Below are 14,453 nucleotides of genomic sequence, written 5' to 3' on the forward strand. Positions count from 1 at the left end.
AGTGAAGGACTATATTATGGCCTCTACGGCATTCCCCTCGCGCGACGATTTCGCCGCGCTTCTCAATGATTCTCTCGGTGGCGAGGACGGCGGCTTCGAAGGCCGCGTCGTAAAGGGCACCGTTACCGGCATCGAAAACGACATGGCGCTGATCGACGTCGGCCTGAAGTCGGAAGGCCGCGTGCCGCTGCGCGAATTCGCCGCGCCGGGCCAGAAGGCTGACCTCAAGGTCGGTGACGAAGTCGAAGTCTATGTCGACCGCGTCGAAAACGCCCATGGCGAAGCCATGCTGTCGCGCGACCGCGCGCGCCGTGAAGCCGCCTGGGACAAGCTGGAATCCGAATTCACCGAAAGCGCCCGCGTCGAAGGCGTCATCTTCGGCCGCGTCAAGGGCGGCTTCACCGTCGATCTCGACGGCGCCGTGGCGTTCCTGCCCGGCAGCCAAGTCGACATCCGCCCCGTGCGCGATGTCACGCCGCTGATGGACATTCCGCAGCCCTTCCAGATCCTGAAGATGGATCGCCGCCGCGGCAACATCGTCGTGTCGCGCCGCGCCATATTGGAAGAGACCCGCGCCGAACAGCGCAGCGGCCTCATCCAGACGCTGGCCGAAGGTCAGATCATCGAGGGCGTCGTCAAGAACATCACCGACTATGGTGCATTCGTTGATCTGGGCGGCATTGACGGTCTGCTGCACGTCACCGACCTCAGCTACAAGCGCATCAATCACCCGAACGAGATGATCAACATCGGTGACACCGTTCGCGTTCAGATCATCCGCATCAACCGCGACACCCAGCGCATCAGCCTTGGCATGAAGCAGCTCGAGAGCGATCCGTGGGAAGGCGCTGCCGCCAAGTATCCGGTCGGCGCGAAGCTGTCGGGCCGCGTCACGAACATCACCGAATATGGTGCGTTCGTAGAGCTGGAAGCCGGCATCGAGGGTCTGGTCCACGTTTCGGAAATGTCCTGGACCAAGAAGAACGTCCACCCCGGCAAGATCGTTTCGACCAGCCAGGAAGTCGAAGTTCTGGTGCTCGAAGTCGATCCCGAAAAGCGCCGCATCTCGCTCGGTCTCAAGCAGGCCCAGAACAACCCCTGGGACAGCTTTGCCGAACGTCACCCGATCGGTTCGACCGTCGAGGGCGAAGTCAAGAACGCGACCGAATTCGGCCTGTTCATCGGCCTGGACGGCGACGTCGACGGCATGGTCCACATGTCGGACATCGCCTGGGGCATTTCGGGCGAAGACGCGCTGGCTCTGCACCGCAAGGGCGAGACGGTTCAGGCCGTCGTTCTCGACATCGATGTCGAGAAGGAGCGCATCAGCCTCGGCATGAAGCAGCTTGAGCGTGGCGGTCCGGCCGCTGGCGGAACCGCGGCTGCGGCTGCCGGCCTCAACAAGAACGCGATCGTCACCGTGACCGTTCTGGAAGTGCGCGACGGCGGCCTGGAAGTCCAGGCGGGCGAAGATGGCGCCGCCGGCTTCATCAAGCGCAGCGACCTTGGCCGCGACCGCGACGAGCAGCGTCCGGAACGCTTCCAGATCGGCCAGAAGTTCGACGCCATGGTCACCGGTTTCGACCGCGCCAAGAAGCCGACCTTCTCGGTCAAGGCGATGCAGATCGCTGAAGAGAAGCAGGCCGTGGCTCAATATGGCTCGTCCGACAGCGGCGCGTCGCTGGGCGACATCCTTGGCGAAGCGCTGAAGGCGAAGAGCGAAGGCTAAGGCCTCCTTCGATATCTAACTTAAGTAATAGAGCCCGCCGGAACTTAGCTCCGGCGGGCTTTTTCTTTTCCCATAATGAGAAAGACATACCGATATTGGCCAATTGTCAGAACGTTGAGGATTCATTATAAATTAAGCGGGAACCAGAAGGGGGAGTCTGGAGGACCAATGATACGCTCGGAACTGATACAAAAATTGGCTGAGGAAAATCCAAACCTCAACCTCCAGGAAGTGGAAAGGATCGTCGATCTTTTCTTCAAGGAAATAGTCGACCGCCTTTCAAGTGGCGGTCGAGTGGAATTGCGCGGCTTTGGCGCGTTTACGACACGGGCGCGCGACGCGCGTACGGGGCGGAATCCGCGAACGGGGGAGCAGGTTCCGGTGGACGCGAAGCGCGTTCCCTATTTCAAGCCAGGAAAGGAAATGCGCGAGCGGTTGAACACGAAAGCTGCGGTCTGATTCAAGCACATCCTTGACCTCTGCGCCGTTAGCCTTCAGGGGGTAACGGCCCGAGCGGACGTGGCGAAATCGGTAGACGCAGCGGACTTAAAATCCGCCTCCCCCTGGGAATGCGGGTTCAAGTCCCGCCGTCCGCACCAGCTTTTTTTCCAGGCGCTAATTTCCCAATTCCAGTGCTTATTGCTGGATATCCACCTCATTTGTGGTGATGATCGGTCATGGCCGGTGCAATCAATCCACAAAGCTTCAGCGATTCCCTCGTCATATTGGGGGCAGCGGGGCTGGTCATTCCAGGATTCGCTCGGCTCCGGATCAGCCCGGTCATCGGCTTCATTCTGGTCGGACTGGCAGTGGGACCGTCTGGATTGGGCGCATTGGTCGGCCAATATCCCTGGCTCTATCATGTCACCATTTCCAACAGAGCGGCGATAGAGCCCTTTGCCGAACTCGGCGTCATCCTGCTTCTTTTCTCCATAGGGCTGGAACTAAGTTTTCGTCGTCTTTGGACCATGCGGACGCAAGTATTCGGTGTCGGCGCGGCAGAATTAATTGGCGGCGGTACTCTTATTGCACTTGGCCTTTATTTACTGGGTCAGGCACCCGCCGGCGCTTTCGGCCTTGGACTCGCATTGGCGCTGTCATCGACGGCGGTCGTTCTGCCGATGGTCGGCACGCAGAGCGCCGTGGGCCGCGCCGCATTTTCCATGCTGCTTTTCGAGGATCTGGCACTCGTCCCGATCATCTTCATGCTGGGCGCCCTCGCGCCTTCCGTGGCAGCCAGTCCTGAGGGGCCCTGGAGCGAACTGGCCGACACGCTGCTGAAAAGCGGCATCACCATCGCCATCATGCTGGTCCTGGGCCGCCTCTGCCTGCCGCATATCTTCAGTCAGGCCGCGCGCACCAAAAGCCCTGAAGTGTTTCTCGCCGCCAGTCTTCTGGTCGTTATCGTTTCCAGCATGGCGACCTCCATTGCCGGCTTGTCACCAATCGTCGGCGCGCTTCTGGCGGGTCTGCTGATTGCCGAAACCGACTATCATGGCGAGGTCGAGGTCATGACCGCGCCGTTCAAGGGGCTGGCTCTGGGCGTCTTCCTCATCACCGTCGGCATGGGCCTGGACGTGCGCGTCATCCTTGCCAATTGGCCAAATCTTATTCTGGCCGTGGTGGGAGTGGTTCTTGCCAAGACGCTTGTAACCGCCGCTTTGCTGTACCTCTCAGGCGCGAGGAAAGGTGTCGCGCTGGAAGTCGGCGTGCTGATGTCCAGTCCATCGGAAACCACCCTCATCGTGCTTTCCGCCGCCGCCGCCGCCCAATTGATATTGCCCTCCACGGCCGCCTTCTGGCAGATCGTGACGGCAATCGGACTGACCATTACCCCGCTGCTGGCGCGGCTGGGCCATGATGTTGCCCGGCGGCTGGAAATGGCGCTAGGCGAAGAGGCGTCCGAAATCAGCGAAGATCATGCAGAATCTGCTGCCGTCGTGATCGGTTTCGGGCGCGTGGGGCACATGGTGTGCGACTTGCTCAATCTGCATAAGCAGCGCTTCATCGTCGTGGAATCCGATCCGGATGTCGTCGCGGAGGCCCGGCGCAGGGGATATCCCATCCTGTTCGGGGACGTGTCGCGGACCGAAATGCTCGACAAGCTTCGCCTGGGTCATGCGCGCGCGTTGATCCTGACGATGGACGACCCTGTGCTATCCATCCGCATGACGAAGCGCGTGCGCGGCTGGGTGCCGGACTTGCCGATCATCGCACGCGCGCGGGACACCGATCATGCGGCCCAGCTCTATCGGGCGGGCGCGAGCGACGCGGTTCCGGAAACTCTGGAAAGCTCGCTTCAACTGGCGGAAACCGCGCTGGTCGACCTGGGCGTGGCGATGGGGCCGGTGATCGCCTCCATACATCAGATGCGGGAAGACCTGCGAATGGACATCAAGGATGCCGCCCAGCTTGAGACGGCGCCCAAGCTGCGGCGATTGCGCGCGGATGAGGTGCCTTAAGCCTCATCTCGCGGCGGGCTGAAAACCGACCAGCCGGTGCGGCGGGCCAGTTCTTCCAGAGCCAATGTCCCGAGTTGGCTGTTGCCATTTTCGTTCAAGCCGGGGGACCAGACGGCGATGGAGGCGCGACCGGGAACGATCGCCAATATGCCGCCACCAACTCCCGATTTGCCGGGAATGCCGACGCGGAAAGCGAAATCGCCCGATGCGTCATAATGACCGCAGGTCAGCATCAGGGCATTGATGCGCTTGGCCCGGCTGGACGAAACGACCCGGCCACCCTCCGGATGCTGACCGTCGAGCATCAGGTAGCGTCCGGCCAGGGCAAGCTGACGGCAGCTCATTTCGATCGCGCATTGGTGGAAATAAGTGCCGAGCACCAGATCGACCGGGTGCCTGATATTGCCGAAGGCGCGCATATAATTCGCCAGCGCCATATTGCGGAATCCGGTGGCGGTTTCGGAGGCGGCCACGGCTTCATTGATGGCGATGCTGTCGTCCCCGGCCAGATAGCGCACGAAGCGCAGCATTTCCCCGATGGCGACGCGGGGTTGATGGCCGCCCAGATTGACATCCGCGACGACGATCGCGCCTGCATTGATAAAGGGGTTTCGCGGAATGCCCCGTTCCTGCTCCAGTTGGACGATGGAATTGAAGGCATTGCCGGATGGCTCCCGCCCTACCCTTTCCCAGAGCTGGTCACCGACTTTGCCGAGCGCGAGGGTCAGCGCGAAGACCTTGGAAATGGATTGGATCGAAAAGCCGGTGTCGGAATCGCCGCCTTCGATCAAGCGGCCATCGGCGGTGGCTATGGCGATGCCGAACTGGCCGGGATCGACCTTGGCCAGTTCCGGAATATAGCTGGCGACGGTACCGCGATCTTCCCGGGTCGCGGCTTGGGCGACGATATCAGAAAGGATCGCGGGCAGGTCCATGGCTGGCCTCAGATTCCGGAGAATGATTCAGGTGATAGGTTACATGGATAGAAGCGCGAAAGAACGTCGTTTTCTCGGATTTTTCCTACGGGTCAAAAGTCCGGTGCGGCATAGCCTGATCGGGGTGATGCATGGGTGGCAGTAACTGGCCATTAGCTGCCATTGAGCGCATCCGTGTTCCTGCCTTCGCAGGAACACGGTGTAATTCAAGAAAACAGCGCGAAACAGAACGTCCGCTAACCACCCTTATTAGACAGGTGAAAGGCCCGCTTACAGCAGGGGATGGACTTAGGCTGGAACGTTGGCGAGGGTAGCCTTGACCGCTTCAATCGCGGCCTGTGCCTTGTCGCCTTCAGGGCCACCACCCTGGGCCATATCCGGACGGCCGCCGCCGCCCTTCCCTCCCAGCGCTTCCACGCCCGCGCGTACAAGGTCGACGGCGCTGATGCTGTCCTTCAGATCATCGGTCACGCCGACGGCGATGGTGGCACGCCCGTCGACAACGGCGAGGACCGCGGAGACGCCGCTGCCCAAGGTCGCCTTGTTCTGGTCGACCAGGCCGCGCAGCTCTTTGGGGTCAAGGCCTCCTATGACCTGACCGATGAAGTCGATGGCGCCGACCTTTTCGGGGCCTGCCGCCTGTGCGGAGCCGCCGCCGCCTAAAGCCAATGCCTTCTTCGCTTCGGCCAATTCGCGTTCGAGCTTGCGGCTCTGTTCGACCAGCGCGGCGATGCGGGCCGGGACTTCCTCCGGCGTCGTCTTGAGCGCGGCGGCGGACTGGCGCAGCCGATCCTCGCGGTCGGACAGCCAGAGGCGCGCCGCTTCGCCAGTCAGCGCCTCGATGCGGCGGACGCCGGATGAGACGGCAGATTCCGAGATGATCTTGAAGATCGCAATGTCGCCCGTTGCGCGGACATGGGTGCCGCCGCAGAGTTCGACCGAATAGCTGTGCGCGTCACCCGTCCCCATCGAAAGAACGCGGACTTCATCGCCATATTTTTCCCCGAACAGGGCCATGGCGCCTGCCTGGATGGCGTCGTCGGGCGTCATCAGGCGGGTCGTCACCGCCTCATTATGGCGGACCTGCTCGTTCACCTCAGCCTCGATCGCGGAAATCTGGCTGTGGGTCAGCGCCTCGGGATGGGAGAAGTCGAAGCGCAGGCGTTCCGGCGCGACCATGCTGCCCTTCTGCGTGACATGCGCACCCAACTGGTTGCGGAGTGCGGCATGCAGCAAATGCGTCGCGCTGTGGTTGGCGCGGATGCGATCGCGGCGGTTGACGTCCACGCTCAGGTGAACGGTGTCGCCAACCTTGATCTTGCCCGCGCCGACCTTTGCCTTGTGAGCATGGAGGCGGCCGAGCGGCTTGGCTGTATCTTCCACATCCGCGACCAAGCCCGCCTGCGAGCTGATCGTGCCCGCGTCGCCCATCTGGCCGCCGCTTTCGCCGTAAAAGGGCGTCTGGTTGGTGATGATCATGACCTCATCGCCCGGCCCGGCCGCATCGATGCGCGCGCCGTCCTTGACCAGCGCGAGGACTTCGCCCTCGCCCACTGTGGCGGTGTAGCCGATGAATTCGGTGCTGCCGGTGCTTTCGGCAATGTCGAACCAGATTTCGTCCGACGCCTTTTCGCCCGATCCCTTCCACGCGGCGCGGGCAGCGGCCTTCTGTTCCGCCATCGCCTTGTCGAAGCCTTCGCGATCGACGCCGAGGCCGCGCGAACGCAGCGCGTCTTCGGTCAGGTCATAGGGAAAGCCAAAAGTGTCGTAGAGCTTGAACGCGGTTTCGCCGGAGAGCGTGCCGCCTTCGTGCAAGTCGCCGGTCGCTTCGTCGAGCAGCTTGAGCCCGTTTTCCAGCGTCTTGCGGAAGCGGGTTTCCTCACGCAGCAGCGTTTCCTCGATCAGCGGCTGGGCGCGGACCAGTTCCTGATAAGCGCCGCCCATTTCGGAGACGAGACTCCCGACCAGACGATGCATCAAAGGCTCCTTCGCGCCGATGATGTGGGCGTGGCGCATGGCGCGGCGCATGATGCGGCGCAGCACATAGCCGCGGCCTTCGTTCGCGGGCAGCACGCCATCCGCGATCAGGAAGCTGGTCGAGCGCAGGTGATCCGCGATGACGCGGTGACTGGCCTTATGCTCGCCATCGATAGCGGTTTTGGTCAGCGCACCCGATTCCTCGATCAGCGCCTTGAAAGTGTCGGTGTCGTAATTGTCGTGGACGCCCTGAAGTACAGCGGCGACGCGTTCCAGGCCCATGCCGGTGTCGATGCTCGGCTTGGGCAGTTCGGAGACGATCTCATTCGCCTCCTGCTCATATTGCATGAAGACGAGGTTCCAGATCTCGACGAAGCGGTCGCCATCCTCCTCCGGGCTTCCCGGAGGGCCGCCCCAGATATGCTCGCCATGATCGTAGAAGATTTCCGAGCAGGGACCGCAAGGACCACTATCGCCCATCGCCCAGAAATTATCCTTGGTGGGGATGCGGATGATCTTGTGCTCGGGCAGGCCTGCAATCTTCTTCCAAAGGTCGAAGGCTTCATCGTCGGTGTGATAGACGGTGGCGGTCAGCCTTTCGGCCGGGATGCCCCATTCCTTGGTCAGCAGGGTCCAGGCGTGGGTGATCGCCTGTTCCTTGAAATAGTCGCCGAAGCTGAAATTGCCCAACATTTCGAAGAAAGTATGGTGGCGCGCGGTGTAGCCGACATTGTCGAGGTCGTTATGCTTGCCGCCGGCACGGACCGACTTCTGGCTCGACGTCGCCTTGTTGTACGGGCGGGTTTCCAGCCCTGTGAAGACATTCTTGAACGGCACCATGCCCGCATTGACGAACATCAGCGTCGGGTCGTTGTGCGGCACCAGAGGCGCCGATGGGACGATGGTGTGGCCGTTGGCCCCGAAATAGTCGAGGAAGGAGCGGCGAATGTCGTTGGTCGAAGTCATGAGGCGCGATTTAGTGGGAAGCGCTCCAACGCACAAGCGGGGCTTTTCGTCGTTTATTGGAATATCGGTCGATGGGGTTTTGGATTGGGACGGGTAGCGTCTCATTTGCCCCCTCCCGATAGCAGGAGGGGGCACATTGGTTACGCCGCCGCCTTCGCCAGCGCGCGATATTTGTGGAGCAGCGGTTCCGTATAGCCATTGGGCTGGCCGACGCCTTCGAACACCAGAGCGCGAGCGGCCTGCCAGGCCAGGCTGGACGGATTGCCGCTCATGGGCCGGTAGAGCGGATCGCCGGCATTCTGGGCATCGACCTTGGCCGCCATGCGGGTGAAGGCGGCGTCGACCTGTTCCGCCGTGCAGACGCCGTGGAGCAGCCAGTTCGCCATATGCTGAGAGGAAATGCGCAGCGTGGCGCGGTCTTCCATCAGGCCGATATCATGAATGTCGGGAACCTTGGAGCAGCCGACGCCCTGATCGACCCAGCGGACGACATAGCCAAGGATGCCCTGGGCGTTGTTGTCCAGTTCCTGAGCGATTTCCTCTTCGGACCAGTTGCGGCCCTGCGCGACCGGGATGGTCAGCAGCTTATCCAGCGGTGCGATGGCTTCAGCCTTGCGCTCAACCTGGCGGGCGAAGACGTCGATGCGATGATAGTGAGTCGCGTGCAGCGTCGCTGCGGTGGGGGACGGAACCCAGGCGGTGTTGGCGCCGCTCTTCGGATGCCCGACTTTCTGGTCGAGCATATCGGCCATGCGGTCCGGCGCGGCCCACATGCCCTTGCCGATCTGGGCGCGGCCGGAAAGCCCACAGGCGAGGCCGATCTGGACGTTGCGGTCTTCATAGGCCGTGATCCAGTCGGACGTCTTCATCTCCCCCTTCCGGATCATCGGGCCGGCGCGCATCGACGTGTGCATCTCGTCGCCGGTGCGGTCGAGGAAGCCGGTGTTGATGAAGACGATGCGGTCCTTCACTGCCTCGATGCAGGCGGCGAGGTTGGCAGAGGTGCGGCGTTCCTCATCCATGACGCCAACCTTCAGCGTGTGGCGGGCAAGGCCGAGCAGATCCTCAATGGCGTCGAACAGGCGATTGGTGAAACCGACTTCTTCAGGGCCGTGCATCTTGGGTTTGACGATATAGACGCTGCCAGTGCGGCTGTTGCCACCTTTCCTCTTGAGGTCGTGCAAGGCGATCAGCGTGGTGACGATGCCGTCGAGAATGCCTTCCGGGGTTTCCTGGCCGTTGGCGAGCAGGATTGCCGGGGTGGTCATCAGATGGCCGACATTGCGGACGAACAGCAGGCTGCGGCCCGGCAGGGTTAAGCTGCTGCCGTCGGGCGCGGTGTAGCTGCGATCCGGGTTGAGCGCGCGGGTCATCATCGCGCCATTCTTTTCGAACGTGTCGCTGAGGTCGCCCCGCATCAGGCCGAGCCAGTTGGAATAGGCGGCGACCTTATCCTCCGCATCCACCGCGGCGACCGAGTCTTCCAGGTCGCAGATGGTGGTAAGGGCGGATTCGAGGATGACGTCGGCTATGCCAGCAGGGTCGTCCTTGCCGATCGGATGCGAGCGGTCGAAGACGACTTCGATGTGCAGGCCGTTATGGCGGAACAGGCGGCCCTTTTCGCTTTTGCCGCGATATTGGGCCGGGTCGGCCAACTGGATGTCGCCGCCGGTAAGGTCAGCCCAAGAGCCGCTAGCGAGCGGAATGGCTTCGTCGAGGAAGGATTTGGCCCAAGCGATGACCTGCGCGCCGCGCTGCGCATCATAGCCCTTGCCCGCCGCCGCGCCGGGAATCGCGTCGGTGCCGTAGAGCGCGTCATAGAGGCTGCCCCAGCGCGCATTGGCGGCGTTCAGCAGGAAACGGGCGTTGAGGATCGGAACGACCAATTGCGGCCCGGCGAGGCGGGCGACTTCGTCATCGACATTCTCGCTGCCGATCTGGAACGGCGCCGGTTCGGGGACGAGATAACCGATCTCGCGCAGAAAGCCCTGATAGGCCGCGCCATCGAAGCTGCGCCCACCGCTTTCCCCGTGCCAGGCGTCGATCTGCTCCTGAATCGCATCGCGCTTGGCGAGCAGCGCGGCATTTTCCGGGGCGAACTTCGCGAAGATCGCGGCGGCGCCCTGCCAGAAAGCTCCGGCCTCTATGCCCGTGCCGGGGAGCGCCCGTTCCTCGATGAAGCTGGCGAGTTGCTGCGCGACCTGGAGGCCTGCGCGATCGGTCATGCTGGTCATGGATGATCTCCTTTTGCGCGGGACCATAGACGGATCACATTATGTTCGGTAGACGATATTATTTGAATTCAGATTTTCCTCTGGTGAAACAAATGATGGACCCGGATTATGACCTGTTCGCGACCATCGTGGACGAAGGCGGCATGGCGGCGGCGGGACGGCGGCTGAATATCTCGCCCGCCATGGTGTCGAAGCGACTGGTTCGGCTGGAGGAGCGGCTGGGCACCCGGCTGATCCACCGGACGACGCGTCGGCTCGCGTTGACCCCGGCGGGCGAGCGGCTGCATGACGATCTGCGCGCGATCATGGCGGCGCTGGATGAGGCGGAGCAGCGCGTGTCCGGTGCTTCGGCGGAGGCGACGGGGACTTTGCGGGTATCGGCGCCGACATCCTTCGGGCGGATGCATGTCGCGCCCTATCTGGGCCGATTTCTGGAAACGCATCCCAAGGTGCGGATGCAGATCGACCTGTCGGACGACTATGCCGACCTGCTGGCGACGCGGGCGGACCTAGCCATTCGCATCTGTTCCGATCCGGGGCCGGGGCTGGCCGCGCGCAGGTTGGCGACCAACCGGCGGGTCTTGTGCGCCGCGCCCGCTTATCTGGAGCGGTTCGGGGTGCCGGAGACGATCTCCGATCTCCGGAAACATCGCTTGCTCGCGGCGGATGGGCAATTGCCTTGGCGGCTGATCGGGCCCAAGGGCGCGACTTCCGTCGAAGGCGACAGCCATGTCCGCACGAATAGCAGCGAAATGGTGCGCGAACTGGCGCTTTCGGGCGTGGGCATCGCGCTGCGCTCGCTCTGGGACGTGAGCGACGCGCTAGCACGCGGCGACATTCGGCAGATCATGCCGGACCATGAGGGATCGGCGGATGTCGGCCTCTATGCCGTTCATCTGCCGCAGAATAATCCGCCACTCGCCATCACCGCCTTTGTCGATTTTCTTGGTCAACTCTATGCCCCCAGCCCGCCTTGGGAGCGGTCGGGCATTGCCCCAGCGGAAAAGCAGCCTTTTTGATGCCGTGATTTCCGAGCCGCGAAATGTTCCATTTCGCTCCAAATCACTCTAGAGGCCATCCCATGGACGAAAACACCCGGCGCGCCGCCCTAGACTATCACCGCTATCCGCAACCCGGAAAGCTGAGGATCGAACCGACCAAGCGCATGGTCAACCAGCGCGACCTGGCGCTGGCCTATTCGCCCGGCGTCGCCGCGCCCTGCATCGACATTGCCGAAGATCCCGAAAAGGCGATGGACTATACCGCCCGCGGCAATCTGGTCGCGGTGATCTCCAACGGCACGGCGGTGCTGGGGCTGGGAGCCATCGGCGCGCTGGCTTCCAAGCCGGTGATGGAGGGCAAGGCCGTCCTCTTCAAGAAATTCGCGGATATCGACGTGTTCGACATCGAGGTCGACACCACCGATCCCGAGAAATTCATCGAAGCCGTCGCCCTGCTGGAGCCGACCTTCGGCGGCATCAACCTTGAGGACATCAAGGCGCCGGAATGCTTCGCCATCGAGGCGGAGCTGAAGAAGCGGATGAACATCCCGGTCTTCCACGACGACCAGCATGGCACGGCCATCGTCGTCGCGGCGGCGGTGCGCAACGCGCTGGTGCTGCAGGGCAAGACGCTGGCCGATGCGAAGCTGGTGACGTCCGGTGCGGGCGCGGCGGCGCTGGCCTGCGTCGACCTGCTGGTATCCATGGGCCTGCCGATCGAAAATGTGACGCTGACCGACAAGGATGGCGTCATTCATTCGGAACGCGAGGGCATGTTGCCGAACATGGCCCGCTATGCCCGCACCACCAATGCACGGACTTTGCCGGACGTGCTGCCGGGCGCGAACCTGTTCCTGGGCCTGTCGGCGCCGGGCGTGCTGAAGCCCGAATGGCTGCCACTGATGGCGCCCAATCCGCTGATCTTCGCGCTCGCCAATCCGGAGCCGGAAATCCGCCCGGAAGCGGCGCGAGAAGCCCGTCCCGACGCCATCATTGCGACCGGCCGCTCGGACTATCCCAATCAGGTCAACAACGTCCTGTGCTTCCCCTATATCTTCCGGGGCGCACTCGATGCGCGGGCGACCGAAATCAACGAGGCGATGAAGGTCGCTGCCGCCGACGCCATAGCCAATCTCGCCCGGATGCCCGCCCATGACAGCGTCGCCCAGGCCTATGGCGGGCGCAAGCTGGTCTTCGGGCCGGACTATATCATCCCCACCCCCTTCGACCCCCGCCTGATCGCGGAGATCGCCACCGCCGTCGCCAAGGCTGCGATGGACAGCGGCGTCGCCAAGAAGCAGCTCGATCTTGAGGTCTACAAGCGCCAACTTGCCCAGCAGAATACTCGCTCGGCGCAACTCATGCTGCCGGTGTTCGAGGCGGCGCGCGGCACCCAGCGGCGCATCGCCTATGGCGAGGGTGAGGATGAGCGCGTGCTGCGCGCCATTCAGGATGCGCTGGACGAAGGCATCGTCCGCCCGGTCATCGTGGCGCGGCGGCGGATATTGGACCAGAAGCTGCCGGATCTGGGTCTGCGTTTCCAACTGGACCGCGATGTCGAGGTGGTCGATCCCGAAACCGACCATCTGTTGATGGGCGAACTGGTCGAGGCCTATCGGAGCGTTGCCGCGCGGCGGGGCGTATCGTCCAACGAGGTCGTGCGTCATGTCTACCGCCGTCCGAGCGTCACCGCCGCCATGCTGCTGCGCACCGGCCGCGTCGATGCCGCACTGGTCGGCGGCAACAGCGAATATTGGGGCGAGGTCGAGCATGTGCTGCGCATCATCGACCGCACGCCGGGCAACAGCCGTATCTATGCGCTGTCGGGACTCATTCTGGACGCCGGTGCGCTGTTCATCACCGACACCCATATGGTGCCCGATCCAACACCGGAGCAGATCGCGGAAATGGCGCTGCTGGGGGCGACGGAGCTCAAGCATTTCGGCCTGACGCCGCGCATAGCGCTGCTCTCGCACTCCAATTTCGGGGCGTCCCACTCGCCCAGCGCGCGCAAGATGCGCGAGGCGCTCAAGCTGGTGAGGAAGGCCGCGCCCGAATTGATGGTCGATGGCGAAATGCATGCCGATGCCGCGCTGAGCCAGGGGCTGCGCGAGCGGCTGATCCCGGATTCGCGGTTCGAAGGTCCGGCCAATCTGCTGGTCATGCCCAATCTGGACGCGGCGAACATCACGCTGACGGCGCTGTCGGCTTCGTCCAGTTCGCCTACGGTCGGGCCGATGCTGGTGGGGCTGGCGCAGCCGGTCCATGTGCTGACGCCCGGCGTGACGGCGCGGGGCATATTGAACCTGACCGCCATCGCCGCAGCGGAAGTGGAGCGCGAGGGCTGAAGCCTTAACCTTTTTCTGCGATAATCCGGCGAAGGTTTTTTGCGGTGACGGACGGTTCATGGCGGGACGGATTTCGACAGGGGTGAAGCTGGCGATAGGCGGCGGCGTCGCGGCTGTGGCGCTGTTGCTGGGTCTGTCGATGGGACGCGGACGCGACCTTGCGCCGCACCGGCCTGCTCCTGTTCAGGCGACCAAAGCGGCCACGCCAGCCAAGCCCATCGAACGGACCCGCGCCCAGCCCGTAACGGTCGATCCACATGCACTGCTGGTGAAGCGCGTTCTGCCGATCGACGGCCCCTTTCGCCATGGCGACTATGTCTGGGACGAAGGCGGCGCTCCCGCAACGGGACCGGTCATCATCACCGTCGACCTCAAGGCGCAAACGCTATCCGTCTTCCGGGCGGGCTATGAGATCGGATCGGCGGTCATCATCTATGGCGCGGACGACAAGCCCAGTCCGATCGGAGCCTTTCCGATCACGGAGAAGGATGCGGATCATTATTCGCGCACCTACAACAACGCGCCCATGCCTTACACGCTGCGACTGACCAGCGACGGCGTGGCGATCCACGGCAGCGACGTGCAGTGGGGCAATGCCACCCATGGCTGCATCGGCGTGCCCAAGGCTTTCGCGAAAAAGTTGTTCGGCGTGGCGAATCTGGGCGATCTGGTGGTGATCACCGATGGCAAGATGCTCGACACCAGCCATGCCAAAACCGCTGCCTGAGTTGCGCCGAATATCAACGCACCTGCAATAAATTCATCCGGGCTACAGCTTGATTCTCCATGGTAACGTGATCA

General features: G+C 62.9%; 9 protein-coding genes and 1 tRNA gene. 7 read left to right on the forward strand and 3 right to left on the reverse strand.

Annotated features, from left to right (window positions below; genetic code table 11):
• The first annotated feature begins 16 nt into the window (after positions 1-16).
• The 4 genes from rpsA to HHL26_RS07190 all read left to right on the forward strand — a co-directional run bounded on the left by rpsA (position 17) and on the right by HHL26_RS07190 (position 4,191).
• Positions 17-1,729: a 30S ribosomal protein S1 gene (gene rpsA, locus HHL26_RS07175; RefSeq protein ID WP_066557495.1), complete on the forward strand. Its 1,713-nt coding sequence runs from the start codon at positions 17-19 to the stop codon at positions 1,727-1,729.
• Positions 1,730-1,897: 168 nt separating this feature from the next.
• Positions 1,898-2,188, forward strand: coding sequence for an integration host factor subunit beta (locus HHL26_RS07180; RefSeq protein ID WP_066557492.1), 291 nt, complete (start codon positions 1,898-1,900; stop codon positions 2,186-2,188).
• Between the two features lie 54 nt (positions 2,189-2,242).
• A tRNA-Leu gene (locus HHL26_RS07185) sits at positions 2,243-2,328 on the forward strand.
• A 78-nt stretch (positions 2,329-2,406) separates the two neighbouring features.
• Entirely contained in the window at positions 2,407-4,191 is a 1,785-nt protein-coding gene (locus tag HHL26_RS07190) for a cation:proton antiporter (RefSeq protein WP_066557489.1), read from the forward strand.
• Here the strand turns inward: HHL26_RS07190 and HHL26_RS07195 are convergent.
• From HHL26_RS07195 to HHL26_RS07205, 3 genes are all read right to left on the reverse strand, one after another.
• Positions 4,188-5,126 (reverse strand): glutaminase, encoded by a 939-nt coding sequence (locus tag HHL26_RS07195; protein ID WP_066557488.1) that lies wholly within the window; start codon positions 5,124-5,126, stop codon positions 4,188-4,190. The genes HHL26_RS07190 and HHL26_RS07195 overlap by 4 nt on opposite strands.
• Before the next feature lie 288 nt (positions 5,127-5,414).
• The gene (gene alaS, locus HHL26_RS07200) at positions 5,415-8,069 is read right to left on the reverse strand and encodes an alanine--tRNA ligase (RefSeq protein ID WP_066557486.1); all 2,655 of its coding nucleotides are present in this window, start codon (positions 8,067-8,069) and stop codon (positions 5,415-5,417) included.
• Between the two features lie 140 nt (positions 8,070-8,209).
• On the reverse strand, positions 8,210-10,303 hold the full coding sequence (locus tag HHL26_RS07205; RefSeq protein WP_066557484.1) for a malate synthase G: 2,094 nt from the start codon (positions 10,301-10,303) through the stop codon (positions 8,210-8,212).
• A 92-nt stretch (positions 10,304-10,395) separates the two neighbouring features.
• Between HHL26_RS07205 and HHL26_RS07210 the strand changes: the two genes are divergently transcribed.
• From HHL26_RS07210 to HHL26_RS07220, 3 genes are all read left to right on the forward strand, one after another.
• Positions 10,396-11,322: a LysR family transcriptional regulator gene (locus HHL26_RS07210; RefSeq protein ID WP_066557482.1), complete on the forward strand. Its 927-nt coding sequence runs from the start codon at positions 10,396-10,398 to the stop codon at positions 11,320-11,322.
• A 62-nt stretch (positions 11,323-11,384) separates the two neighbouring features.
• Positions 11,385-13,652, forward strand: a complete 2,268-nt coding sequence (locus tag HHL26_RS07215; RefSeq protein WP_066557480.1) for an NADP-dependent malic enzyme — start codon at positions 11,385-11,387, stop codon at positions 13,650-13,652.
• A 58-nt stretch (positions 13,653-13,710) separates the two neighbouring features.
• Positions 13,711-14,379 carry a L,D-transpeptidase family protein gene (locus tag HHL26_RS07220; protein WP_066557473.1) on the forward strand — a complete coding sequence of 223 codons (669 nt, stop codon included), beginning with the start codon at positions 13,711-13,713 and terminating at the stop codon, positions 14,377-14,379.
• The last annotated feature ends 74 nt before the right edge of the window (positions 14,380-14,453 follow it).

The organism is Sphingobium sp. TB-6 (assembly GCF_012927365.1).
Taxonomy (GTDB): Bacteria; Pseudomonadota; Alphaproteobacteria; order Sphingomonadales; family Sphingomonadaceae; genus Sphingobium.